Below are 22,409 nucleotides of genomic sequence, written 5' to 3'. Positions count from 1 at the left end.
GTCAGCTCCCGTCCGGGTGGAGCATCAGGGCCGCGGTGCGGCACAGGATCTTGACGTCCTGCCAGAGGCTCCAGCTCTCGATGTAGCGGTTGTCGAAGCGGGCCCGGTCCTCGATGGAGGTGTCCCCGCGCAGGCCGTTGACCTGGGCCAGGCCGGTGAGGCCGACCGGGACGCGGTGGCGGTCCGCGTACTCGGGGTAGGCCTGGCCGAACCGCATGACGAAGTACGGCCGTTCGGGGCGGGGGCCGACCAGGCTCATGTCGCCGCGCAGGACGTTCCACAGCTGGGGCAGCTCGTCCAGCGAGCTCTTGCGCAGCAGCCGGCCGACGGCGCCCATCCGGTGGTCCTGGGAGATGTTCCAGCGGGTGGCGGACTCGTGCTCGTTGCTCGGGCGCAGGGTGCGGAACTTGAGGACGGTGAAGACCCGGCCGTCCAGGCCGGTGCGCTGCTGGCGGAAGAGCACGCCGGGGCCGGTGTCGAAGCGGACGGCGAGGGCGCAGAGCACCAGGACGGGGGCGAGCAGCAGCAGGCCGATCGCGGCGGCGGTGACGTCCAGGGCGCGCTTGGCGGCCCAGCCGGGGCGGCGCATCGCGGGGCTGCCGAGCCGCAGGCAGGGGAAGCCCCACAGGTGGTCGCCGCCGGTGATCGGGGCGGCGGGCAGCGAGCCGTACTCGCGTAGCGCGGGCACCAGCCAGACCTGGCAGCCGAGCCGGGCGGCGTCGCGCAGGGTGGCGGCGGTCTCGGCCTCGTCGGCGGCGCCGGCGGTGGCGATCACGTGCTGGACGCCGTGCCGGCGCACCTCGCGCTCCAGTGCCTCGCGGCCGCCGAGCACGGGCAGGTCGGTGTCGCCGGGCAGCAGCGGCGGGTCGGCGTCGAGGAAGCCGACCGGGCGCATCCCGTACTCGCCGTGCGCGCGGAGGGCGGCGGCGACCCGGCGGCCGAGCCGGCCGGCGCCGAGCACCAGGACGGGGCTGGGGCGGCTGCGGCGGATCCGCCGGACCAGGTGGTAGAGGACGGCGCGGCCGACAGCCACGATCAGCAGCTGGGCGCCGAGCAGGACGGTGAGCCGGGCCGGGCTGGCCGGGCCGCAGTCGGGCCAGTGGCCGCCGAGGCCGCCGGACAGGGTGACGGCGAAGGCGGTGGCGACCACGGCCCGGGCGGACAGCGCGGGCAGTTCGTCCAGGACGGACAGGGTGAGCCGGGGGCGGTAGAGGCCGCCGGCCAGGTTGAGCAGGAGCAGCAGGGGCAGGACGGCGGGGACGCCGAGCAGCGGGTCGAGCGGGGCGGCCGGGTCGAAGGCGCGGTTGGCGATGCCGCCGGCGGAGCACAGCGCGATGACGTCGGCCTGGACCAGGGCGAGTGACAGGGCCAGCCGGGAGCGGACCGTCCCACGGGACCGGTGCTGCGGCGGGACCGTCCGGAGGTGCGCCGCCCCCGCCGGCCGGTCGAGCAGCCCGGTGCCGGGCCGGCGGGGGCCGGACAGGGGTCCGCTCGATCGCGGCACACTCTCGTGGTCAATGGTCATCAGCGCACGATCTCCCCTGCTGTGTGCCCGGGGTGACGGTGCCCCGGCACCGGTTGGCGCGGGGCGGCCGTCCCGGCCCGGTGGGCGCGGTCCTGACAGCACCTGCTGCCGCTCGCGGCTTCCGGATGTCCGGCGGCGGGGCCGATCGCAAAGGAACTGGTCACGAAGAAGTCGGTCGCGAGGGGCCCAGCCGTGAATTCCCGACATGAAATCCGAACGAAGCAGGCAAAATCCGACAATACAGAACCGGGCGGTACAGGCCGGAAGTTGACTTGCCGATTCATTCCAGCCGCCCATTAATAGGTATTTCGGATTTGACGCCTCGCCTCCCTATCCGGCCGAGGGTGCGAATACGACAACGCCGGAAACGGCGGGCATTCACGGCATGTGAAACGATCAGATCCGCTCTGGGACACGGGCCCGGCGCCGCCCCGCCGCCGGTCCCGCGCCCAGCAGGTGGCGGTAGAGGACGTCAACCTGTTCGACCACGGTGCGCACGTCGTGCCGGCCCACCACGTGCTCGCGCAACCGGGCACCGCGCCGCTCGCATTCGATCGGATCTGACAGCGCGTCCCCCATACGGGTGGCGAGGGCCCGCGCGTCCTCGGGCGGAACCACCGCGTGCGCCAGCTCGGACGGCGGCAGGCACTCCCGGGCACCGGGCACGTCGGTCAGCAGCACCGGACGGGCGGCCGCCATCGCCTCCAGCGGGGCCAGCGCCATGCCCTCCCAACGCGAGGGCAGCACCACCAGGTCGGCCGCCGCCAGCCACGGGCGCGGGTCCGGCACGTCCCCGACCAGCCGGATCCGGGCGGGCTCGGCGGTCTGCCGGACCAGCTCCGCGACCCGCTGCTCCTCCGGCCCGCCGCCGACCAGGGCCAGCCGGGCCCTCGGCACCCGGCGCAGCACCTCCGGCCAGGCGGACAGCAGCACGTCCTGGCCCTTCTGCCGGCACAGCCGCCCGACGCACACCGCGAGCGGGGCCTCCAGGTCCAGGCCGAGCGCGATCCGGGCGGCGCGGCGGTCGGCGGGCGCGTAGTGGCGCACGTCCACGCCGTTGGGCACCACCGCCCAGTCTGCGTGCAGCCCGGCCGCCACGCCGTCGGCCCGCTCCTGGACGCTGACGCACAGCAGCCGGTGCGACCAGCGGGTGGCGAAGCGCTCCCAGCGCAGCGTGGCGGCGGCCAGCGCGCCGTCGACGGCGGCGAAGGACCAGGCGTGCGGCTGGAAGACGGTCGGCACCGTGCCGTGCACCGCGAGCCGCCCGGCCAACCCGGCCTTGGCGCTATGCAGGTGGACCACGTCGGGGGCGGCCGCCCGGACGATCCGGCGCAGCCGCCAGGCCTCGGCGGGGGTGCCCGGGCCGGGCGGGCGCCGGGCGGGCCAGTCCTGGACCAGCGCGCCCACCGCGGCGGCCTCCGCGGCCAGCCGCCCGCCGCGCGGGCAGGCGACCAGCACCCGGTGGCCGGCCTCCCGCTGGCCCCGGACCAGATCGGCGACGACGCGGGCGACCCCGCCGTCCACCGGTTGGGAAATGTGAAGGATCGTCATATGCACGGCGGCGAGCCTAGGGTGGCCCACCGGTGCCGGGCGGCCCCCGTCACCCGCAGGTGGCGGTTCGGCCACCCGTACGGCTTTCGGCTCGTACGGGAGACCGAACCGCTCGAATCCCCGGGCGATTCGAGCGGTTCGATGGATCTACGCGCGCGAATCGCGCGGTTGGCGAATCCGCGGGGCCGGCGGACCGTGGTGGTCCCGGTGGACCCACGTGGACCTCGGTGGGCCTCAGCGGACCTCGGCGGCCAGGTTGGCCAGCACCTGGTCGTGGATCCGGTTCAGGCCCTTCGGGGCGAAGGTGCGCTCGAAGAAGCCGCCGATGCCGGTGGCGCCCTGCCAGGTGGCGGTCACGGTGACCTTGGCGCGGCCCTCGCCGACGGCCGAGACGGTCCAGGTGATCACCATGCTGGAGTTGGCGTCCTTCTCGACCAGCTGGTCGGGCTCGGGCGCGGAGACGGTGAAGAGGCAGTCGCGCACCCGCTTCTCGGTGGCCTGGAGCTTCCAGTGCACCTGGGTGCCGGCACCGGTGCCGCCGACCCGCACCTCGTACTCGCTGTACTGCGCGGGCAGCAGCTTCGGGCGGGTCACCTGGTAGTCGGCCAGCGCCTCGTACACCCGCTCGGGCGCGGCGTCGTAGACCCGCTCGGTGGTGGCCTGCACCTGTCCCATGACCTTGCTCTCCTCATGTGGTGGGAACCGCTCTGTCCGGCAAGCCAATCACAGGGTCCCGCCCGCGACGCGGCGGGATAGGGTGGCCGGTGTGCTCGATCTGGTGACTGCTGTGCGCTACGTCGACCCGCTGCGGGCCGGCGGCTCCGTTCCGGGCGTGGTGGAGACCGACGACCTAGGCACGTACGTGGTCAAGTTCACCGGGGCCGCGCAGGGCCGCAAGGCTCTGATCGCCGAGGTCGTCGTCGGTGAACTGGCCCGGCGGCTGGGCCTGCGGGTGCCGGAGCTGCGGCTGGTGGACTTCGACCCGGCCGTCGCCGCGGACGAACCGGACGCCGAGATCCAGGACATGCTCAAGGCCAGCGCCGGGGTCAACCTCGGGATGGACCTGCTGCCCGGCGCGCGGGACTTCCGGCCGGGGATGATCACCGTGGACTCGGCCGAGGCCGGCCGGGTGGTCTGGCTGGACGCCCTGACCGGCAACGTCGACCGCACCGTGCACAACCCCAACCTGGTGGTCTGGCACGGGCGGCTCTGGCTGATCGACAACGGCGCCGCGCTGATCTTCCACCACCGCTGGGCGGGGGCCGAGGCCTCGGTCGGCAAGCGGTACGACCTCAGCGCCCACGCGCTCGGCGGCTCGGCCCCGGACGTCCGGCTGGCCGACGAGGAGCTCGGGCCGCTGGTCACCGTGCCGCTGCTGGAGGAGGTGGCGGCGCTCGTCCCGGACGAGTGGCTGGCCGGCGAGCCCGGCTTCGACTCGGTGGACGCCGTCCGGCACGCCTACGTCGCCCACCTCGCCGCCCGGGTGGTGCTCTCCGAGGAGTGGCTGCCGGAGGGCTTCGCCACGCCCGAGCAGCTGCGCGAGGCGGAGCGGCGGCGGGCGGCCCGGACCAGGGCCGGGCGGCCGGCCTGGCTGCGGGACGTACCGGACCTGCACGGCAAGCCGTCGGTGGAGACGGCCTGGGAGCAGTACGCCGACGAGGGCTAGCCGGGTTCGGGCCCGACGCGGCCGGAACGCCGACGGGTGGGAACGCGACCGGGGAGCGGACCCTGTGGGCCCGCTCCCCGGTTCTACTGTTCAGTGCTGTCCGCGGTCAGCGCGTCAGCGCCACCACTGGACCGCCTTCTCGGCGTTGACCAGGCCCGCGCCGTAGAAGCCGTTGTCGTTCGTGGTGCCCTCGCAGGTGGCCTTCCAGGCACCGGCGCCGCCCGGGTTGAACTCGCCCTTCGGGCACGGGACGGACTCGGCGTGGCTGGTCAGCATCTCGGTCAGCTCGTCCGGGCTGGCCCACGGGAAGGTGCTGGCGAGCAGCGCGACCACGCCGGCGACGTGCGGGGTGGCCATCGAGGTGCCCTGCATGTAGCCGTACTTGCCACCGGGGATGGTGGACAGGATGCGGCCGTCCTTGTCGGGGGTGTCCGGGAGCTGGAAGCGGCGGTCGCCACCGGGCGCGGTGACGGAGACGACGCCCTTGCCGTAGCTGGAGTAGTACGCCTTGACACCCTCGGAGCCCACCGCGGAGACGGCGACGACGCCGGGCAGCTCGGTCGGCAGCGACAGGCAGTCGTTGGTGACCGGGCGGGAGGCGGGGGTGGTGTCGTCCGGGCTGGCCACGTCGACGGTCTTGTGCGCCAGGTCGAGGTTCTCGTTACCGGCGGCGGCGACGTTGAGGACGCCCTTGCGCTGCGAGAAGGCGACGGCCTTGCGGACGGCGTCCGAGATGGCGGCCTGGTCCTTGTCCGTCTTGCAGTTGAACATCCACGGGTCGACGAAGTAGCTGTTGTTGGTCACCTTGAAGCCGTGCTCGCCGGCCCAGACGAAGCCGCAGACCGCGTTCTCCGGGTAGATGAACCCGCCGTCGTCGACGACCTTGACGGCGGCCAGCTTGACGTTCGGCGCGACACCGACGATGCCCTTGCCGTTCTTGGCGGCGCCGATGGTGCCGGCCACGTGGGTGCCGTGGTCGCTGGTGGTCGGCTGCCAGGCCTTCCAGTCGGTGTTCGTCTTGCCGTCGATGCAGGAGACCGACTGCGAGGCGTCCACGTTGGCGGCCAGGTCCTCGTGGGTGGCGTCGATGCCGGAGTCCAGGACGCCGACGGTGACGTTGCGGCTGCCGAGCGAGATCTTGTGGGCCTTGTCGGCACCGATCTGACGCATGTCCCACTGGTAGGCGTCGTAGGGCTCCTGGCCCGGGGCGGCCGCGGCGGCCGGCTCGGCGGCGACGTCGGCCTTGCCCTGGTCGGAGGCCTGGATGCCCTTGGTGCGGCTGGCACCGACCGAGTCGACGCCCTTGGCCAGGCGCAGCTTCTCGGCGAACTTGGTGTCGTTCGAGCGGGCGACCACGACGCCGACCTGCTCGTACGACTGGACCACCGTGCCGCCGAGGCCGGTGATGGCCTTCTCGACCTTCTGCACCTGACCGTGGTTGGCCTTGGTGTTGACGACGTAGCTCATCACCGGACCGGTCGTCGGGTCGGCCGCGGGGGCCGCGACGGCGGTGCCGGCCGGCAGCGCGAGGGCGCCGGCAGTGGCGAGCACGACGCCCACTGCCGCGTACCGGGTACCGCTGATCCGAGGAACACGCATGAGGGTTGGCCTCCCGAGTCGTCAAGGCGGCAGCTGCGGTGGCAGGTGCGCTTGGGAATGACCGGGACGCTAATGAATATTTGCTTATAAGCGCAAGAGGTAGTCATCTAATCGTCACATCTGAACCAGAAACCGGGATGCGACCGTTCGGGGGTCAACAGGGAAACAGAGGTCAAGAGTGTTAAAAAGTGATGGTTCGCCGACGTGCGGCCGCACCCCTCGGAACCTCGGCCACCAGCGCGGATCGCGCCGCTACAACGCGTACAACCGACGCGCGTTGCCGCCCGCGACCAGGCCCGCCACCCGCTCGGCGTCGGCCGCGGAACAGGCGCCGTCGGCCTGCCAGTCCGCCAGCACCGCGCCCAGTCCGTACCGGAACTGACAGGTCCCCACCAGAAAGAGTTCGGGCAGCCCGTAGGCGTCGGTGGAGAACAGCAATTTTCCGAACGGGGCCAGCTCCAGCATCTCGCCCAGCACCGCGGCCACCCGCGGCCCGGTGTAGGAGGCCGTCAGCCCGAGGTCGGTGTACACCGTCGGGAAGGCCTGGGCCAGCCAGGCGGCCTGCCGGTGGTACGGGTAGCCGTGCAGCAGCACCAGCGGGACGCCACTGGGCTCGGCGGCCCGCACGAAGTCCGTCAGCAGCGACGGGTCGGCCCGGTGCAGGGTGAGGTCCGGATCGCCGAAGCCGGTGTGGAGTTGGAGCGGCAGGCCGAGCTCGGCGCAGACGTCCACGGCCGTCCAGAGCAGGTGGTGCAGCAGCACCGGATCCGTCAGCCGGCCCCGCCCGGAGCGCAGGTGGGCGCCGGCCGCGGCCACCACGGCCGCGGTGGCGGGGCGTTCGGCGGGGGCCGCCAGCCCGTGCCGGTAGGCGAGCACCGACTTGACCGCGACGGCCCCGGCGGCGGCCGACCCGAGCGCCTGCGCGACGGCCCCCGGCCAGTCCCCGGCGCCGGCCGTCACCGCCGCGGCGACCGACTCCAGCCGGACCACCTCGCGCACCGACGCCCCGGTGGCCCCGGCGAGTTCGGCCAACGGCAGCAGCTCGTGGCCCGCGGCAGTCGTCAGCCCGGTGTCCACCAGGCAGGCGTCCAGCCCGGCGGCCGCCAGCAGCCGCCCGGTGGCCCCGGCCGCGCCCAACTCCCGCCGCCGGGCCAGGTAGTCGGCGGCCGGGGCGTGCGCCGGCAGGCCGAGCACGGGCGGGCACCAGCGCCGCACCGCGAGGCCCAGCGCGCTGTCGAAGGGCGAACAGCCGGGCGCGGGCGGGCGGTCGGACTCGGTGAGCAGCCCGGCCAGGGCGTCGTCGGCGAGCTCGGCCGCCACCACGCTGTGGCAGTGGTGGTCGACCAGCGCGGGCCCCTCCGGCCGGGCCACCGCTCAGTACCGCCAGCGGGTGGCCGCGACCAACTCCTCGGGCGTGACGGCCGCGTACTGCTCCCGCTCCGCCCGGCGCACCGCCAGCACCGCCTGGTAGAGCGGCTCGCCGAGGGCCTCGCGCAGCACCGCCGAGCGCTCGTACGCGGCGATCGCCTCGGCCGGGGAAGCCGGCAGCCGGGGCACCGTGCCGGGCTCGGCGGCCGCCGGATCGCCGGTGGACTCCGGTGGCAGCGCGCGGCGTTGCTCCAGCCCGGCGAGGCCGGCCGCGATCACCCCGCCGACCGCCAGGTACGGGTTGGCGCTCGCGTCGAAGCACTTGACCTCGGCGTTGGCGGCGGCGGACCGCTCCCCGGTGGAGCCCGTCACCAGGCGCAGCGCGGCCTCCCGGTTCTCCAGGCCCCAGCACTGGTAGGCGCCCGCCCAGTGCGAGGGCACCAGCCGCAAGTACCCGGCCGGGCTGGAGCAGCCCAGCACCAGCAGTTCGGGCAGCGCGTCGAGCACCCCGGCGAGGAAGCCCTCGGCCTCGGCCGTCAGGCCGTGCGGGCCGGGGCCGCCGTGGCCGAGGTTGCGCCCGTCCCGCCAGAGGCTGACGTGCAGGTGCCCGCCGTTGCCGACGGCGCCGGCCTCCACCACCGGGGCGAAGGAGACCCGCAGGCCGTGCCGGGCGGAGACCGCCCGGACGGTGTGCCGGACCAGGACGGAGGTGTCGGCGGCGGCGACCGGGTCCTCGGGGGCGACCGAGACCTCGAACTGGCCCGGGGAGTACTCGGGGTGGATCTGGAGGACGCTCAGGCCCTGCCGGCCGAGGGCGCGCAGGACGTCCCGCAGGTAGTCGGAGAGGTCGGTGACCCGGTGCATCCCGTACGCCGGGCCGTGCGTCGGGTACTGCGGCCCCTCCCCCGGGGCGCCGGCCAGGGCGACCGTCCACTCGACCTCGATGCCCGCCTTGAGGCTCAGGCCGCGCGCGGCCGCCACCGCCCGGGCCCGGCGGGCGAACAGCCGCTGGCAGCCGGGGTGCGGGGCGCCGGCCTGGGTGTACCTGTCCCCCGGGGCCCAGGCCCAGCCGGGCTGGGCGGCCAGCGGGACGATCCGGTCGAGGTCCGGGTAGAGCCTGAGGTCCCCGGTGGGGCCGCCGATGATCGGGCTGGTGGTGATCGCGTCGTCGGCGAGGAAGACGTCGAAGCAGGGCGCGGTGCCGACGCCCCACTGCGCGGCGTGCAGCAGGCCGCCGAGCGGCACGGCCTTGACCCGGGTGATGCCCGCGTTGTCCACCCAGGTGACGGCCACCGCCTCGACGGCCTCGGTGCGCAGCCGGTCGACGGCCTGCGCCGCCCGGGCGGCCCGCTCCTCGCGCGGTGGCAGCGCGACGGCCGCCACCGCGGCGGCGGCGAGCCGTTCGGCGGTGACGGGCGGCTCGGCGGGCCCGGGCGCGGTGGGGTCGACGGCGGCGGTTCCGGTGGTCATGCCGTCATGCTGCCCCGCCGGTCGGGGTCGGGTAACTCCCCTATCGGGTGGTCCTGCGGGCGCCCCCGTTCACCCGTTCACCCGTTCGGGGCGAACCTGGCGGTCAACTCCCCCGCGGTGATCCGCTCCAGGGTGTCCGGGGCCGCGTCGGTCGGGCCCGGGTAGAGCCGGTAGAGCGTCCCGCGCAGCTCGGCCGGAGCGGGCACGTCGGCGTGCACCAGGGCGGCGAACGCCCGCGTGCCGCCGAGGCGTTCGGCGATCAGCCGGGCGGTGTCGTCCGGCGGCCGCTCGGTGCGCCGGTCGCTCTCGTGGCGGGCGCGCAGCCGCTCGGCGAAGGCGCTCACCGGCTCGTCCGCGCCCCGGCGGTAGACGTCGAGCCCGCGGCCGGTCCGGTCGCGGACCAGCACCTCGTCGCTGCCCGCCGCGGCGGTGGCGCAGGCGAGGTCCCACAGGGTGGCCCGGGTGCCGGGCGCGAAGTGGGTCAGGACGTCGGCGGCCAGCGAACCGACCGCGGCGTGGTGCCGGTCGAGGTTGTGGAACCCGGTGCCGGAGCCCACGTTGAGGTCGGTCCAGGTGTAGGCGCGGGACCGGAGGTCGACGATCATCGGCACGCAGATCCTGGCGTCCCCGGCGAGGTCGAGGCGCTGGCGGACGTCCTTCGGGCGGAAGGCCCCCCTGTGCCGCTTGGCGCCCTGGGCGGGGTCGAGGGCCATGAACCCGGCGAAGGCGTCGGTGAGGTCCTCGAAGGGGACGTCGTTGTAACTGAACACCACGACCACGGCGTACCGGGCCCCGGCCCCGCCCAGCGCGGGCAGGTCGAGGTCGACGAACTCGGTGGCGCCGTGCGGCGGCGGGGCGCTGGTGTAGTCGCCGGAGTGGACGGCGGCGCGCGGCCCGGCGACCAGCCGGGTGTAGTCGCACAGACCGGTGAACTGCCAGTCCTCGTCGTAGAAGGCGACCGACAGGTCGAGGTCCACCCGCTGGTGCGGACGCTGCATCCAGTGCACGAACAGCCGCAGCCGCTGCCCCTCCGGGAGGGGTTGCACGCTGCCGCGCGGCACCGCGACCAGGGTCCTGGCGCTGGCGCGCTCGGCGAAGGGCACCACCAGGTCGGCCAGCGCGGCGTCCAGCACGGCCACCTCGCAACGCTCCCGGCCCTGGACCGACTGCCCGGCCCTGCGCAGCAGTTCGGCTTCGATCAGGGCGCAGACGGGCGCGCTGAGCCCGGCCGGGACGGGCGTGCCCCGGTCGGCGCGGGCGTGCGCCGAGGCGACCCGGCCGCGCGGGAAGTACAGCCGCCGCTCGCCGTACTCGCGCGGCGCGCGCAGCCGTCCGTACGCGCCGAGCAGCGGGCCGGGGGCGACGGCGCGCAGGGCGACGGGCAGCGCCTCGGCGAGTTCGGCGGGCAGCGGTTCGCCGGGGAGCCAGGCGGCGTGCACCCGCAGCAGGTGGTGCAGCCGGCGCACCAGTTCGCCCGGACGGCGGGCCAGCAGCTGGACGGCGGCGGGCAGGTCGCCCTGTTCGAGGGCGTGCTCGACCCGGGCGGCGAAGGTCTCCACGGTCAGCCGGCCGTGTCCGCCGGGTGTCTCGCGCACCCGCAGCGGGGCGGGCGCCTCGCGCAGCAGCGGGCCGAGGCCGTGCAGGTCGAGGTCGCTCTGCCGGAGGACCGCGAACGCGGCCGCCGCGTGAGGGAAGCGGGCGTGGTGCTCGTACGGGTGCAGCAGTTCGCCGACCCGCAGCCAGGGCTCGCGGTGGCGGCGCAGGTCCTCGGCGAGGGTGCCGGCCGGGAACGCGTCCAGGACGGCGAGCAGGTCGCGGCGCAGCGGGCGGGGCAGGTTGCGCAGGCGCAGCGTGCTGGCGGTCTCCGGCAGCAGGTCGGGTTCGGCGCCGGACCACGCCCAGATCAGCCGCAGGACGTCGGTGGCGGTGGTGAGGTGGGCGGCGAGCAGCGGTCGGGCGGCCTCCCGGTCGCGGTGCAGCAGGGCGGCCAGCACGGTGGCGCGGGTCTCCCGGACGGGGATCTCGGCGGGCAGCCAGCCGGCCGGGTCGGCGGGGGCGTGGTGGAGCAGCAGGGCGAGGTCCTCGCGGTCCTGCGGGCTCAGCGGGGTCTGCCGGGCGAGCAGCGCGGCCAGTGCGGTGGCGGCGAGGCCGTCCACGTCCTCGGGGTCGGCCAGGCGCAGCGGCTTGAGCTGCTGTCCGGACCGCAGTTCGCGGGCGGCGTTGCGGGCGGCCCTGGTGTCGGTGGACAGCCGGCGCTTGCGCTCCAGCCGGGTGTGGCAGAGCGGGCAGCGGTGGTCGCCGCCGGCCTCGACCAGTTCCAGGTAGCAGTCGCCGCACAGCAGGTGGGCGCAGGGGGCGAGGGCGCCGATGCCGGCCTCCAGGCTGGTCCGCTCGCAGAGCAGGCAGACCTGGCTCGCCTGGCAGAGCAGGTAGCCGCGGATGATCGCGGAGTAGTCGGCGTGGGCGTGCGAGGGCACGCCCTCGGGGAAGCGGCGGAACAGCGGGGTGTGGCTGCGGTCGGCGCCGAGCATCGCGTCGATGCCGCGCAGCAGCCGGGTGCCGGCCGCGGCGAGGTCGAGCGGGCGCAGTCGGCCGAGGGCGGCCCGCAGCGGTGCGGTGAGCACGTAGCCGCGCCGGGCGAGGTCGGCCTCCAGGACGACCAGCCCCTGGGCCGTCCAGGGCTGGGGTTCGCCGGGGACGGCTCCGGGCTCGCCCAGGACCGTTCCGTGGCGGCGCAGCAGGTAGGCGTCCAGACCGGCCCGCGGCGCGGTGGTGCTCGGATTCTTCACAGCTCTTCCCCCGTGGGAACGACGAAGCGGGGGCGGAGAGTGGGCGCACTCGGGTTCATTTTGCAGATGAGTGAGAAGGAAGCACGCCGCGGAGCCGCCCCCGCGTCGATCACCCTAGCGAACGCCCGCCCGCGGCCCTGAACGGTTTTCCGGTCCCGCCCTCTTCCTACTCGCGAGTAGCTTCGCTACAGTGGCCGGGCACGCACCACCGCCGGGCTTCGGGAGCCGCACCGGCGGCAGGCCGCGGTCGCCGCTTCTCCGGCGCCCGCGCGGTGCGCCTTCACCTTCACCGGCCGGTGCCGCGGACCGCGGCGGGCCGGGTTCCTCCTCGTATCAGGGCCGTCTCCTTCACCTTCGAGCGCCTGAGCACCACGGCACACCCGCGATCGGGCCGGAGCGGACCGGCCCCCGCCCCGGTGTGCCAGACACCCCGTCATCTCCCCAGCCCTCGCGCGTGGACCCTCCTCCGGGGGCGGCCGCCCCCGGCGTACGGGCGCGGCGGCGTGCCCGCCGGAGCACGCGCGGGCCCTTCATGACTAGGAGTACAGGACAGATGGAGCGTCCCTTCCCCACTGTCGCCGTCGTCGGCCTCGGCACGATGGGTGCCGGCGTCGCGGTGGCCGTCGCCAAGAGCGGCCGCCGGGTGATCGGCATCGAGGCCACCGAGGACTCGGCCGCCCGGGCGCTGGCCCGGATCGAGGAGGCCACCGCGCACGCGGTCGGCCGGGAGCGGCTCACCGCCGAGGAGCGCACCGGGCTGCTGGCCCGGATCTCGGTCGGCCACGAGCTCGCGGCCGCCGCCGGGGCGGACCTGGTGATCGAGGAGGTCCCCGAGCAGCTGGAGCTGAAGCGGGAGGTCTTCGCCGAGCTGGACCGGATCTGCCCGGAGGGCACCGTCCTGGCCACCGGCACCACCGCGCTGTCGGTGACCCGGATCGCCGCCGCGACCGCCCGTCCGGAGCGGGTGCTCGGCCTGCACTTCTTCAACCCGGTGCACGGCATGAAGCTGGTCGAGGTGGTCCGCACGGTGCTGACCTCCCCGCGGACCGCCGAGGACGCCGCCGCCTTCGCCCGCGACCTCGGCAAGGAGCCGGTGGCGGCCGGCGACCGGGCCGGCTTCGTGGTGAACGGCCTGCTGTTCGCCTACCTGAACCAGGCCGCCGCGATGTTCGAGTCCAAGTACGCCTCGCGGGAGGACATCGACGCCGCGATGCGGCTCGGCTGCGGCCTGCCGATGGGCCCGCTGGCGCTGCTCGACCTGATCGGCGTCGACACCGCGCGCACCGTGCTGGAGGCGATGTACGAGCAGTCCCGGGACCGCCTGCACGCACCGGCCCCGATCCTCGGCCAGCTGGTCGCGGCCGGGCTGCTGGGCCGCAAGACCGGCCGCGGCTTCTACACCTACGAGGCGCCGGGCTCGTCCCGCGCCGTGGACGCGGCGACCGGGCCGGCCCTGCCGAAGGTGCCGGGCCGGGAGGTGCGCACCGTCGGCGTCTGCGGCTCCGGGACGATGGCCACCGGCATCGCCGAGGTGTTCGCCAAGGCCGGGCACCCGGTGCTGCTGGCCGCCCGCAGCCAGGAGAAGGCCGATGCGGCCAAGGCGCAGCTGGCGAGGTCGCTGGAGCGCTCGGTGGCCAAGGGCCGGCTGTCCGCGCAGGCGCGGGACGCCGCGCTGGCGCTGGTCACCCCGGTCGGCCAGTACACCGAGCTGGCCGAGGTGGACCTGGTGGTCGAGGCGGTCGCCGAGGACCTGGCGGTCAAGCGCGAGCTGTTCGCCACCCTGGACAAGATCGTCCGGCCGGGCGCGGTGCTCGCCACCACCACCTCCTCGCTGCCGGTGATCAGCTGCGCGACCGCCACCTCGCGGCCGCAGGACGTGATCGGCATGCACTTCTTCAACCCGGCCCCGGCGATGAAGCTGGTCGAGGTGGTCTCCACCGTGCTGACCGCGCCGGACGTCACCGCGACGGTGCTGGAGCTGACCGCGAAGGTCCGCAAGCACCCGGTGGAGTGCGGCGACCGGGCCGGCTTCATCGTCAACGCGCTGCTCTTCCCCTACCTGAACGACGCGGTGCGGATGCTCCAGGAGCACTACGCGACGGTGGACGACATCGACACCGCGATGAAGCTCGGCTGCGGCTACCCGATGGGCCCGTTCGAGCTGCTGGACGTGGTCGGCCTGGACGTCTCGCTGACGATCGAGCGGGTGCTGCACCAGGAGTTCCGCGAGCCCGGTCTGGCGGCCGCGCCGCTGCTGGAGCACCTGGTCGCGGCGGGCTGCCTGGGCCGCAAGACCGGCCGCGGCTTCCGCGACCACGCGCGCCGGTGACCACCCCGCAGGCCGGGGGCGGCCCGTACGAGCTGCCGTACGAGCCGCCCCCGGCCGGACCGCACGCCGCGCCGCCACCGGGCTCCGCGGCCTCCCCGCGCCCCGCCTGGAGCCCCGGGACGGCGACCTCCCGCTGGCCCCGCCCGGCCGTGACCGGACCGGTGGTGCCGGTGCGGCGGGGAAGGGCCGCGGGCGCGCCGTCCGGGCCGTGTAGCGTTCCGGACATGGATCGGGTTCAGTCAACCTCCCCGCAGCACCCCGCCGGGCCGCACGGCGGCGCCGACCGGACCAGCCCCTCGACCGGGGGCACCGGGCCGGAGGGCGGGCCGGGCAGCCGCCGGGCGGCGGCGCAGCGCCAGCAGATGCGCCAGGACCTGGCCACGGCCGCGATGGAGCTGTTCGCCTCGCAGGGCTACGAGGAGACCACGGTCGACCAGATCGCGGCCGCCGCCGGGGTGGCCCGGCGCACCTTCTTCCGGTACTTCCGGTCCAAGGAGGAGGCGATCTTCCCGGACCACGACGACACCCTGGTGCGGGTGGCCGACCTGCTGGCCAGCGCGGAGCCGGAGGAGCACCCGCTGGACGTGGTCTGCCGCGGCATCAAGGAGGTGCTGCGGATGTACGCCTCCACCCCGGGGGTGTCGGTGGCGCGGTACCAGCTGATCCGTCAGGTCCCGGCGCTGCGCGAGCGGGAGATCGCTGTGGTGGCCCGCTACGAGCGGCTGTTCACCCGCTACCTGCTGGGCCGTTTCGACACCGGCGAGTCCATCCCGTCCGGCTGGCAGCGCGGCGGCGAGGACGACTCGATGCTGGCCGAGGTCTCGGCGGCGGCGGTGGTCGCGGCGCACAACCACGTGCTGCGGCGCTGGCTGCGGGCCGGCGGCCGGGGCGACGTGGAGGCGCAGCTGGACCACTCCTTCGAGGTGATCCGGCGGACCTTCTGGGCCTCCAGTGCCCCGGGTGCCAGGAGGCGGGGATCGGTGGTGGCACCGGGTGCCAACGGGACCCCGGGGGACGCCGGGGTCGAGAGCGCACTGAGTGCCAGTCCCGGAGGTGAGGTGCTCATCACAGTCGCCCGGACGGACGCTCCGCTGGACGTCGTGGTGGACAGCATCCGGGCCGCGCTGAGTGGCGCCCGGGAGTCGTAGACCCAGTATTCACGCAGGTCAGAGCGATATCGAGGGCCCGCGCCGGGATGTCGGCGCGGGCCTTTCGCATGCCCGCGCAACGCGCGTCACGCGGCCTCCGAACCGGCTGGAATTCCTGGCACCCGGTGTCTTTACGAGTGGCACAGGGTGCCACTACCTTGTTACTCACCAGTCGCGGCGCCGCGGCTCCCCACCTCGGCGCGCCGTCGTCCGGCGTTCCCACACCCCGGGAGCAGAGAGCCAGAACGGCCCGGTCCACCCCGGGTGCCCCGTCTGACCCGCCCACCACCCACCTCAGCGAAGCCGGTGTCCGCTCCCGGCTCCCCCAGACGCCCTGTGACCCTCGCACAGGTACGCCTTCGGAGGCAGCCATGCAGGAAATCCTCGACGCGATCCTCAGCACCGACAGCACGTCGGCGGACTTCGCGGCGATCAAGCTCCCCGAGTCCTACCGGGCGGTGACGCTCCACAAGGACGACGAGCAGATGTTCGCGGGCCTCGCCAGCCGCGACAAGGACCCCCGCAAGTCCCTTCACCTCGACGAGGTCGCCCTGCCCGAGCTGGGCCCGGGCGAGGCCCTGGTCGCCGTCATGGCCAGCGCGGTGAACTACAACACCGTCTGGAGCTCGATCTTCGAGCCGGTCTCCACCTTCGGCTTCCTGGAGCGGTACGGCCGGCTGTCGCCGCTGACCAAGCGCCACGACCTGCCGTACCACGTGGTCGGCTCCGACCTGGCCGGCGTGGTGCTGCGCACCGGCGCCGGGGTCAACGCCTGGAAGCCCGGCGACGAGGTCGTCGCGCACTGCCTCTCGGTCGAGCTGGAGTCCGCGGACGGCCACAACGACACGATGATGGACCCGGAGCAGCGCATCTGGGGCTTCGAGACCAACTTCGGCGGCCTGGCGCAGCTGGCCCTGGTGAAGACCAACCAGCTGCTGCCCAAGCCCCGGCACCTCACCTGGGAGGAGGCCGCCTCCCCCGGCCTGGTCAACTCCACCGCGTACCGCCAGCTGGTCTCGCGCAACGGCGCCGGCATGAAGCAGGGCGACAACGTGCTGATCTGGGGCGCCAGCGGCGGCCTCGGCTCGTACGCCACCCAGTACGCGCTGGCCGGCGGCGCCACCCCGATCTGCGTGGTCTCCAGCGACCAGAAGGCCGAGATCTGCCGCGCCATGGGCGCCGAGGCGATCATCGACCGCTCCGCCGAGGGCTACCGGTTCTGGAAGGACGAGAACAACCAGGACCCGCGCGAGTGGAAGCGCCTGGGCGCGAAGATCCGCGAGTTCACCGGCGGCGAGGACGTGGACATCGTCTTCGAGCACCCGGGCCGGGAGACCTTCGGCGCCTCGGTGTACGTCACCCGCAAGGGCGGCACCATCGTCACCTGCGCCTCCACCTCCGGCTACATGCACCAGTACGACAACCGGTACCTGTGGATGTCGCTCAAGCGGATCGTCGGCTCGCACTTCGCCAACTACCGCGAGGCCTTCGAGGCCAACCGCCTGATCGCCAAGGGGAAGATCCACCCGACCCTCTCCAAGGTCTACTCCCTGGAGGAGACCGGCCAGGCCGCCCTGGACGTGCACCACAACAGGCACCAGGGCAAGGTCGGCGTGCTCTGCCTGGCCCCCGAGGAGGGCCTGGGCGTGCACGACGCGGAGTTCCGCGCCAAGCACCTCGACGCCATCAACCGTTTCAGGAACATCTGATGACCGAGCCCCGGAAGCGCGACCGCCCCTGGCTGATGCGCACCTACGCCGGCCACTCCACCGCGAGCGACTCCAACGCGCTCTACCGGCGGAACCTGGCGAAGGGCCAGACCGGCCTGTCCGTCGCCTTCGACCTGCCGACCCAGACCGGCTACGACTCCGACCACGTCCTCGCCCGCGGCGAGGTCGGCCGGGTCGGCGTCCCGGTCGGGCACGTCGGCGACATGCGCACCCTGTTCGACGGCATCCCGCTCGAACGGACCAACACCTCCATGACGATCAACGCCACCGCGATGTGGCTGCTGGCGCTCTACCAGGTGGTCGCCGAGGAGCAGGGCGCGGACATCGCCACGCTCACCGGCACCACCCAGAACGACATCGTCAAGGAGTACCTGTCGCGCGGGACGCACGTCTTCCCGCCCGGCCCGTCGGTGCGGCTGATCACCGACATGATCGCCTACACGGTCGGCAGCATCCCCAAGTGGAACCCGATCAACATCTGCAGCTACCACCTGCAGGAGGCCGGGGCGACGCCCGTCCAGGAGATCGCCTACGCGATGTGCACCGCCATCTCGGTGCTCGACGCCGTGCGCGACTCCGGCCAGGTGCCGGCCGAACGGATGGGCGAGGTGGTCGCCCGGATCTCCTTCTTCGTGAACGCCGGCGTGCGCTTCGTCGAGGAGATGTGCAAGATGCGCGCCTTCGCCCGGCTGTGGGAGAAGGTCACCCTGGAGCGCTACGGCGTCACCGACCCCAAGCAGCGCCGCTTCCGCTACGGCGTCCAGGTCAACTCGCTCGGCCTGACCGAGGCCCAGCCGGAGAACAACGTCCAGCGGATCGTCCTGGAGATGCTGGCCGTCACCCTCTCCAAGGACGCCCGGGCGCGGGCCGTCCAGCTGCCCGCCTGGAACGAGGCGCTCGGCCTGCCCCGGCCCTGGGACCAGCAGTGGTCGCTGCGCATCCAGCAGGTGCTGGCGTACGAGTCGGACCTGCTGGAGTACGGCGACATCTTCAACGGCTCCCAGGTGATCGAGGCCAAGACCGAGGAGCTGCTGGCCGGCGCCGAGGCGGAGATCGCCAAGGTGCTGGAGATGGGCGGGGTGATCCCGGCCGTCGAGTCCGGCTACCTGAAGTCCAACCTGGTCGCCTCGCACGCCGCCCGCCGGGCCCGGATCGAGTCCGGCGAGGACAAGATCATCGGGGTCAACTGCTTCGACACCACCGAGCCGAGCCCGCTCACCGCCGACCTCGACACCGCGATCATGGTCGTCGACCCGGCCTCCGAGCAGTCCGTGCTCGCCGCCCTGGAGGCCTGGCGCGCCGAGCGCGACGAGGCCGCCGTCCAGTCGTCGCTGGCCGAGCTCAAGGCCGTCGCCGCCACCGAGGCCAACCTGATGCCGGCCACGCTCGCCTGCGCCCGGGCCGGCGTCACCACCGGCGAGTGGGCCTTCGCCCTGCGCGAGGTCTTCGGCGAGTACCGGGCGCCCACCGGCGTCGGCGGCGCCCCCGTCGCGGTGGCCGCCGAGCCCGGCGGCGAGCTGGAGCAGGTCCGCGCCGCGGTCGCCGCGACCGCCGCGGAGCTGGGTGCCGGCAAGCTGCGCCTGCTGGTCGGCAAGCCCGGCCTGGACGGGCACTCCAACGGCGCCGAGCAGATCGCCGTCCGGGCCCGCGACGCCGGGTTCGAGGTGGTCTACCAGGGCATCCGGCTGACCCCGGAGCAGATCGTCTCCGCCGCCGTCGCGGAGGACGTCCACTGCGTGGGCCTGTCCATCCTCTCCGGCGCGCACAGCGAGCTGGTGCCCGACGTCCTGAAGCGGCTGCGCCGCGCCGGGGTGGAGGATGTCCCGGTGATCGTGGGTGGCATCATCCCGGCAGCGGACGGCGAGGCCCTCAAGGCCGCCGGCGTCGCCGCCGTGTTCACCCCGAAGGACTTCGGCATCACCACCATCATCGGCCGGATCGTGGACGAGATCCGGCTGGCCAACAAGCTCCAGCCGTGGACGTCCGCACCGACCGCGGCCACGAACTGACCAGCTGACCAGCTGACCACTGGGAAGGAACCCTCGATTCTGATGACTGCTGTCAACCGACTGCGCCCGCGCCGCTCCTGCCTCGCCGTACCGGGCAGCAACCCGCGCTTCCTGGAGAAGGCCCAGGGCCTGCCGGCCGACCAGGTCTTCCTCGACCTGGAGGACGCCTGCGCCCCGCTGGTCAAGGAGAGCGCCCGCCACAACATCGTCGACGCCCTCAACAACGGCGACTGGGGCGGCAAGACCCGCGTCGTGCGCGTCAACGACTGGACCACCCACTGGACCTACCGCGACGTGATCACCGTGGTCGAGGGCGCCGGCCCCAACCTCGACTGCATCATGCTGCCGAAGGTGCAGGACGCCGAGCAGGTCAAGGCGCTCGACCTGCTGCTCACCCAGATCGAGAAGACCATGGGCTTCGAGGTCGGCCGGATCGGCATCGAGGCGCAGATCGAGAACGCCAAGGGCCTGATCAACGTCGACGCCATCGCCGAGGCCTCGCCCCGGCTGGAGACCATCATCTTCGGCCCCGCCGACTTCATGGCCTCCATCAACATGAAGTCGCTGGTGGTCGGCGAGCAGCCGCCCGGCTACGGCGCCGACGCCTACCACTACATCCTGATGCGCATCCTGATGGCCGCCCGCGCCAACGACCTCCAGGCGATCGACGGCCCCTACCTCCAGATCCGCAACCAGGAGGGCTACCGCGAGGTCGCCCGCCGCTCGGCCGCCCTCGGCTTCGACGGCAAGTGGGTGCTCCACCCGGACCAGGTCGCCGCCGCGAACGAAATCTACTCGCCCTCGCAGGAGGACTACGACCACGCCGAGCTGATCCTCGACGCGTACGACTACTGCACCTCCGAGGCGGGCGGCGCCAAGGGCTCCGCGATGCTCGGCGACGAGATGATCGACGAGGCCAGCCGCAAGATGGCGCTGGTCGTCGCCGGCAAGGGCCGGGCCGCGGGCCTTCAGCGCACCACCAAGTTCGAGATCCCGGAGGCCTGAGCAGCCATGCAGTTCGGACGCACCTACGAGGAGTTCGAGGTCGGCGCGGTCTACAAGCACTGGCCCGGCAAGACGGTCACCGAGTACGACGACCACCTCTTCTGCCTGCTCACCATGAACCACCACCCGCTCCACCTGGACACCAACTACGCCGGGAAGACGACCGACTTCGGCAGGAACGTCGTGGTGGGCAACTACGTCTACTCGCTGCTGCTCGGCATGTCCGTCCCGGACGTCTCCGGCAAGGCGATCGCCAACCTGGAGATCGAGTCGCTGCGCCACATCGCGCCGACCTTCCACGGCGACACGATCTACGGCGAGACCACCGTGCTCGACAAGTGGCCGTCCAAGTCCAAGGACGACCGCGGCATCGTGTACGTCGAGACCAAGGGGTACAAGCAGGACGGCACGGTCGTCTGCGTCTTCCGCCGCAAGGTGATGGTGCCGACCGCGACGTACACCGAGGAGCGCGGCGGCGAGCAGCCCGGCCGCCCGACCCCGCTCTCCTGAGCCCCTCCCCTCTATAGGGGCCCGCTTTTCACCGCGGGCCCCTCGAGAGACCCCGGACGGGCAGGCCGCCGTCATCGGCCGCGCCCCACCCGGCCCGGGGGCCCTGCTGCCGCAGCCACGCCGGCAGGGCCCCCGCAATCCCCCCCCCCCCCGGGGATTCCCCGACTTTTCCGCAGACCCTCAGACCTTTCGGAGCCGCACGATGGGACGCCTCGCACAGACCGACGGCCTCACCGAGATCCAGCGGGACATCCTCGCCACCGTGCGGGATTTCGTCGACAAGGAGATCATTCCGGTCGCGACCGAGCTGGAGCACAAGGACGAGTACCCGACCGCCATCGTCGAGGGGATGAAGCAGCTCGGCCTGTTCGGCCTCACCATCCCCGAGGAGTACGGCGGCCTCGGCGAGTCGCTGCTCACCTACGCCCTGGTGGTCGAGGAGATCGCCCGCGGCTGGATGTCGGTCTCCGGCATCGTGAACACCCACTTCATCGTGGCGCACATGATCAACGCCCACGGCACCCAGGAGCAGAAGGACCACTTCCTGCCGAGGATGGCGGCCGGCGAGATCCGCGGCGCCTTCTCGATGTCCGAGCCGGGCCTCGGCTCCGACGTTTCGGCCATCTCCACCAAGGGCGTCAAGGACGGCGAGTTCTACGTCCTCAACGGCCAGAAGATGTGGCTCACCAACGGCGGCACCTCCACCCTGGTCGCGGTCCTCTGCAAGACCGACGAGGGCGGCAGCAGCCCGTACAAGAACATGACCACCTTCCTGATCGAGAAGGAGGCCGGTTTCGGCCCGAACCCCTCGGTTCCCGGCCTGACCGTGCCCGGCAAGATCGAGAAGATGGGCTACAAGGGCGTCGACACCACCGAGCTGGTCCTCCAGGACGTCCGCGTCCCGGCGAACCGCGTCCTCGGCGGCGTCCCGGGCCGCGGCTTCTACCAGATGATGGACGGCGTCGAGGTCGGCCGCGTCAACGTCGCCGCCCGCGGCTGCGGCGTCGCCCGCCGCGCCTTCGAGCTCGGCATCGCCTACGCCCAGCAGCGCTCCACCTTCGGCAAGAAGATCGCCGAGCACCAGGCGATCCAGTTCAAGCTCGCCGAGATGGCCACCAAGGTCGAGGCCGCCCACCAGATGATGGTCATGGCCGCCCGCAAGAAGGACGGCGGCGAGCGCAACGACCTCGAGGCCGGCATGGCCAAGTACCTCGCCTCCGAGTACTGCAAGGAGGTCGTCGAGGACGCCTTCCGCATCCACGGCGGCTACGGCTTCTCGAAGGAGTACGAGATCGAGCGCCTCTACCGCGAGGCCCCGATGCTGCTCATCGGTGAAGGTACTGCGGAGATCCAGAAGATGATCGTCGGGCGCCGGCTCCTCGAGGAGTACCGGATCGCCGACTGACCCCCGGGCCGCCCGCCGACGCACCCCGTCGCCGGGCGGCCCCCTCGAACCGCCGGTCGACGGGCGTGCGGGCCCGTCCCGGCGCGGGGCCGTGCCCCGTCACGGGCCCGGCCTGGTCCGCCTGGGTCCGGCACGGCCCGCCGGAAGCGGCCGCAGGGCGTACAGCTGCAACGACGCGCCCTGCGGCCGCTTCCGCACACCCGCTTCCGGCCGCTACGGCCGTTTCGTCCGCCGGGTTCCGTCCGCGCACCCGTTGAGACAAGAGTCACCAGCCCTGTCGGGTCCCTTGGGAACCGGACCGGGCC

At 73.4% G+C, this 22,409-nt stretch carries 15 protein-coding genes; 8 read left to right on the top strand and 7 right to left on the bottom strand.

Going from position 1 to position 22,409, the window contains the following annotated elements; all coding sequences use genetic code 11:
• Window position 1: 1 nt before the first annotated feature.
• From ACLWS4_RS13900 to ACLWS4_RS13890, 3 genes are all read right to left on the bottom strand, one after another.
• A complete protein-coding gene (locus ACLWS4_RS13900) occupies window positions 2–1,525 on the bottom strand; it encodes a sugar transferase (RefSeq protein ID WP_375873293.1) in 1,524 nt (507 codons plus the stop codon).
• Window positions 1,526–1,921: 396 nt separating this feature from the next.
• Complete coding sequence (locus tag ACLWS4_RS13895; RefSeq protein WP_380777212.1) at window positions 1,922–3,076, bottom strand: glycosyltransferase; 1,155 nt, start codon at window positions 3,074–3,076, stop codon at window positions 1,922–1,924.
• 234 nt (window positions 3,077–3,310) lie between these two features.
• Window positions 3,311–3,751: an SRPBCC family protein gene (locus tag ACLWS4_RS13890; RefSeq protein ID WP_074001617.1), complete on the bottom strand. Its 441-nt coding sequence runs from the start codon at window positions 3,749–3,751 to the stop codon at window positions 3,311–3,313.
• A gap of 91 nt (window positions 3,752–3,842) precedes the next feature.
• On the opposite strand from ACLWS4_RS13890, the gene ACLWS4_RS13885 reads away from it, so the two are divergent.
• Window positions 3,843–4,742, top strand: a complete 900-nt coding sequence (locus tag ACLWS4_RS13885; RefSeq protein ID WP_416874251.1) for a HipA family kinase — start codon at window positions 3,843–3,845, stop codon at window positions 4,740–4,742.
• Between the two features lie 114 nt (window positions 4,743–4,856).
• Here ACLWS4_RS13885 and ACLWS4_RS13880 read toward each other — a convergent pair whose 3' ends face one another.
• From ACLWS4_RS13880 to ACLWS4_RS13865, 4 genes are all read right to left on the bottom strand, one after another.
• Window positions 4,857–6,341 carry a S8 family peptidase gene (locus ACLWS4_RS13880; protein ID WP_049659264.1) on the bottom strand — a complete coding sequence of 495 codons (1,485 nt, stop codon included), beginning with the start codon at window positions 6,339–6,341 and terminating at the stop codon, window positions 4,857–4,859.
• 252 nt (window positions 6,342–6,593) lie between these two features.
• Window positions 6,594–7,712, bottom strand: coding sequence for an amidohydrolase family protein (locus ACLWS4_RS13875; RefSeq protein ID WP_416874250.1), 1,119 nt, complete (start codon window positions 7,710–7,712; stop codon window positions 6,594–6,596).
• 3 nt (window positions 7,713–7,715) lie between these two features.
• A complete protein-coding gene (locus ACLWS4_RS13870) occupies window positions 7,716–9,179 on the bottom strand; it encodes a glutamine synthetase (protein WP_416874249.1) in 1,464 nt (487 codons plus the stop codon).
• 77 nt (window positions 9,180–9,256) lie between these two features.
• Window positions 9,257–11,968: an MXAN_6230/SCO0854 family RING domain-containing protein gene (locus ACLWS4_RS13865; protein WP_416874248.1), complete on the bottom strand. Its 2,712-nt coding sequence runs from the start codon at window positions 11,966–11,968 to the stop codon at window positions 9,257–9,259.
• A 553-nt stretch (window positions 11,969–12,521) separates the two neighbouring features.
• On the opposite strand from ACLWS4_RS13865, the gene ACLWS4_RS13860 reads away from it, so the two are divergent.
• From ACLWS4_RS13860 to ACLWS4_RS13830, 7 genes are all read left to right on the top strand, one after another.
• A complete protein-coding gene (locus ACLWS4_RS13860) occupies window positions 12,522–14,297 on the top strand; it encodes a 3-hydroxyacyl-CoA dehydrogenase family protein (RefSeq protein WP_416874247.1) in 1,776 nt (591 codons plus the stop codon).
• Between the two features lie 224 nt (window positions 14,298–14,521).
• Complete coding sequence (locus ACLWS4_RS13855) at window positions 14,522–15,445, top strand: TetR family transcriptional regulator (protein WP_380737341.1); 924 nt, start codon at window positions 14,522–14,524, stop codon at window positions 15,443–15,445.
• A 371-nt stretch (window positions 15,446–15,816) separates the two neighbouring features.
• Complete coding sequence (ccrA, locus tag ACLWS4_RS13850) at window positions 15,817–17,154, top strand: crotonyl-CoA carboxylase/reductase (RefSeq protein ID WP_049655667.1); 1,338 nt, start codon at window positions 15,817–15,819, stop codon at window positions 17,152–17,154.
• Window positions 17,154–19,184 carry a protein meaA gene (locus tag ACLWS4_RS13845; protein ID WP_049655664.1) on the top strand — a complete coding sequence of 677 codons (2,031 nt, stop codon included), beginning with the start codon at window positions 17,154–17,156 and terminating at the stop codon, window positions 19,182–19,184. Before ccrA ends, ACLWS4_RS13845 begins: the two co-directional genes overlap by 1 nt.
• Window positions 19,185–19,226: 42 nt before the next feature.
• Entirely contained in the window at window positions 19,227–20,189 is a 963-nt protein-coding gene (locus ACLWS4_RS13840; protein ID WP_049655662.1) for an HpcH/HpaI aldolase/citrate lyase family protein, read from the top strand.
• Window positions 20,190–20,195: 6 nt separating this feature from the next.
• Window positions 20,196–20,699: a MaoC family dehydratase gene (locus tag ACLWS4_RS13835; protein ID WP_049655661.1), complete on the top strand. Its 504-nt coding sequence runs from the start codon at window positions 20,196–20,198 to the stop codon at window positions 20,697–20,699.
• A 202-nt stretch (window positions 20,700–20,901) separates the two neighbouring features.
• On the top strand, window positions 20,902–22,104 hold the full coding sequence (locus tag ACLWS4_RS13830) for an acyl-CoA dehydrogenase family protein (protein ID WP_074001622.1): 1,203 nt from the start codon (window positions 20,902–20,904) through the stop codon (window positions 22,102–22,104).
• Window positions 22,105–22,409 lie beyond the last annotated feature (305 nt).

This window comes from Kitasatospora sp. SC0581 (assembly GCF_048159585.1).
In the GTDB taxonomy this organism is placed as follows: domain Bacteria; phylum Actinomycetota; class Actinomycetes; order Streptomycetales; family Streptomycetaceae; genus Kitasatospora.
This window is presented reverse-complemented; position numbering and strand designations above follow the sequence as displayed.

Excerpts from the sequence above, each read along its gene's own strand:
- ACLWS4_RS13870 (WP_416874249.1), bottom strand. The coding sequence starts at position 9,179 with ATGACCACCGGAACCGCCGCCGTCGACCCCACCGCGCCCGGGCCCGCC.
- ACLWS4_RS13890 (WP_074001617.1), bottom strand. The coding sequence starts at position 3,751 with ATGGGACAGGTGCAGGCCACCACCGAGCGGGTCTACGACGCCGCGCCC.
- ccrA (WP_049655667.1), top strand. The coding sequence starts at position 15,817 with ATGCAGGAAATCCTCGACGCGATCCTCAGCACCGACAGCACGTCGGCG.
- ACLWS4_RS13840 (WP_049655662.1), top strand. The coding sequence starts at position 19,227 with ATGACTGCTGTCAACCGACTGCGCCCGCGCCGCTCCTGCCTCGCCGTA.
- ACLWS4_RS13830 (WP_074001622.1), top strand. The coding sequence starts at position 20,902 with ATGGGACGCCTCGCACAGACCGACGGCCTCACCGAGATCCAGCGGGAC.
- ACLWS4_RS13835 (WP_049655661.1), top strand. The coding sequence starts at position 20,196 with ATGCAGTTCGGACGCACCTACGAGGAGTTCGAGGTCGGCGCGGTCTAC.
- ACLWS4_RS13895 (WP_380777212.1), bottom strand. The coding sequence starts at position 3,076 with ATGACGATCCTTCACATTTCCCAACCGGTGGACGGCGGGGTCGCCCGC.
- ACLWS4_RS13880 (WP_049659264.1), bottom strand. The coding sequence starts at position 6,341 with ATGCGTGTTCCTCGGATCAGCGGTACCCGGTACGCGGCAGTGGGCGTC.
- ACLWS4_RS13845 (WP_049655664.1), top strand. The coding sequence starts at position 17,154 with ATGACCGAGCCCCGGAAGCGCGACCGCCCCTGGCTGATGCGCACCTAC.
- ACLWS4_RS13855 (WP_380737341.1), top strand. The coding sequence starts at position 14,522 with ATGGATCGGGTTCAGTCAACCTCCCCGCAGCACCCCGCCGGGCCGCAC.
- ACLWS4_RS13860 (WP_416874247.1), top strand. The coding sequence starts at position 12,522 with ATGGAGCGTCCCTTCCCCACTGTCGCCGTCGTCGGCCTCGGCACGATG.
- ACLWS4_RS13900 (WP_375873293.1), bottom strand. The coding sequence starts at position 1,525 with ATGACCATTGACCACGAGAGTGTGCCGCGATCGAGCGGACCCCTGTCC.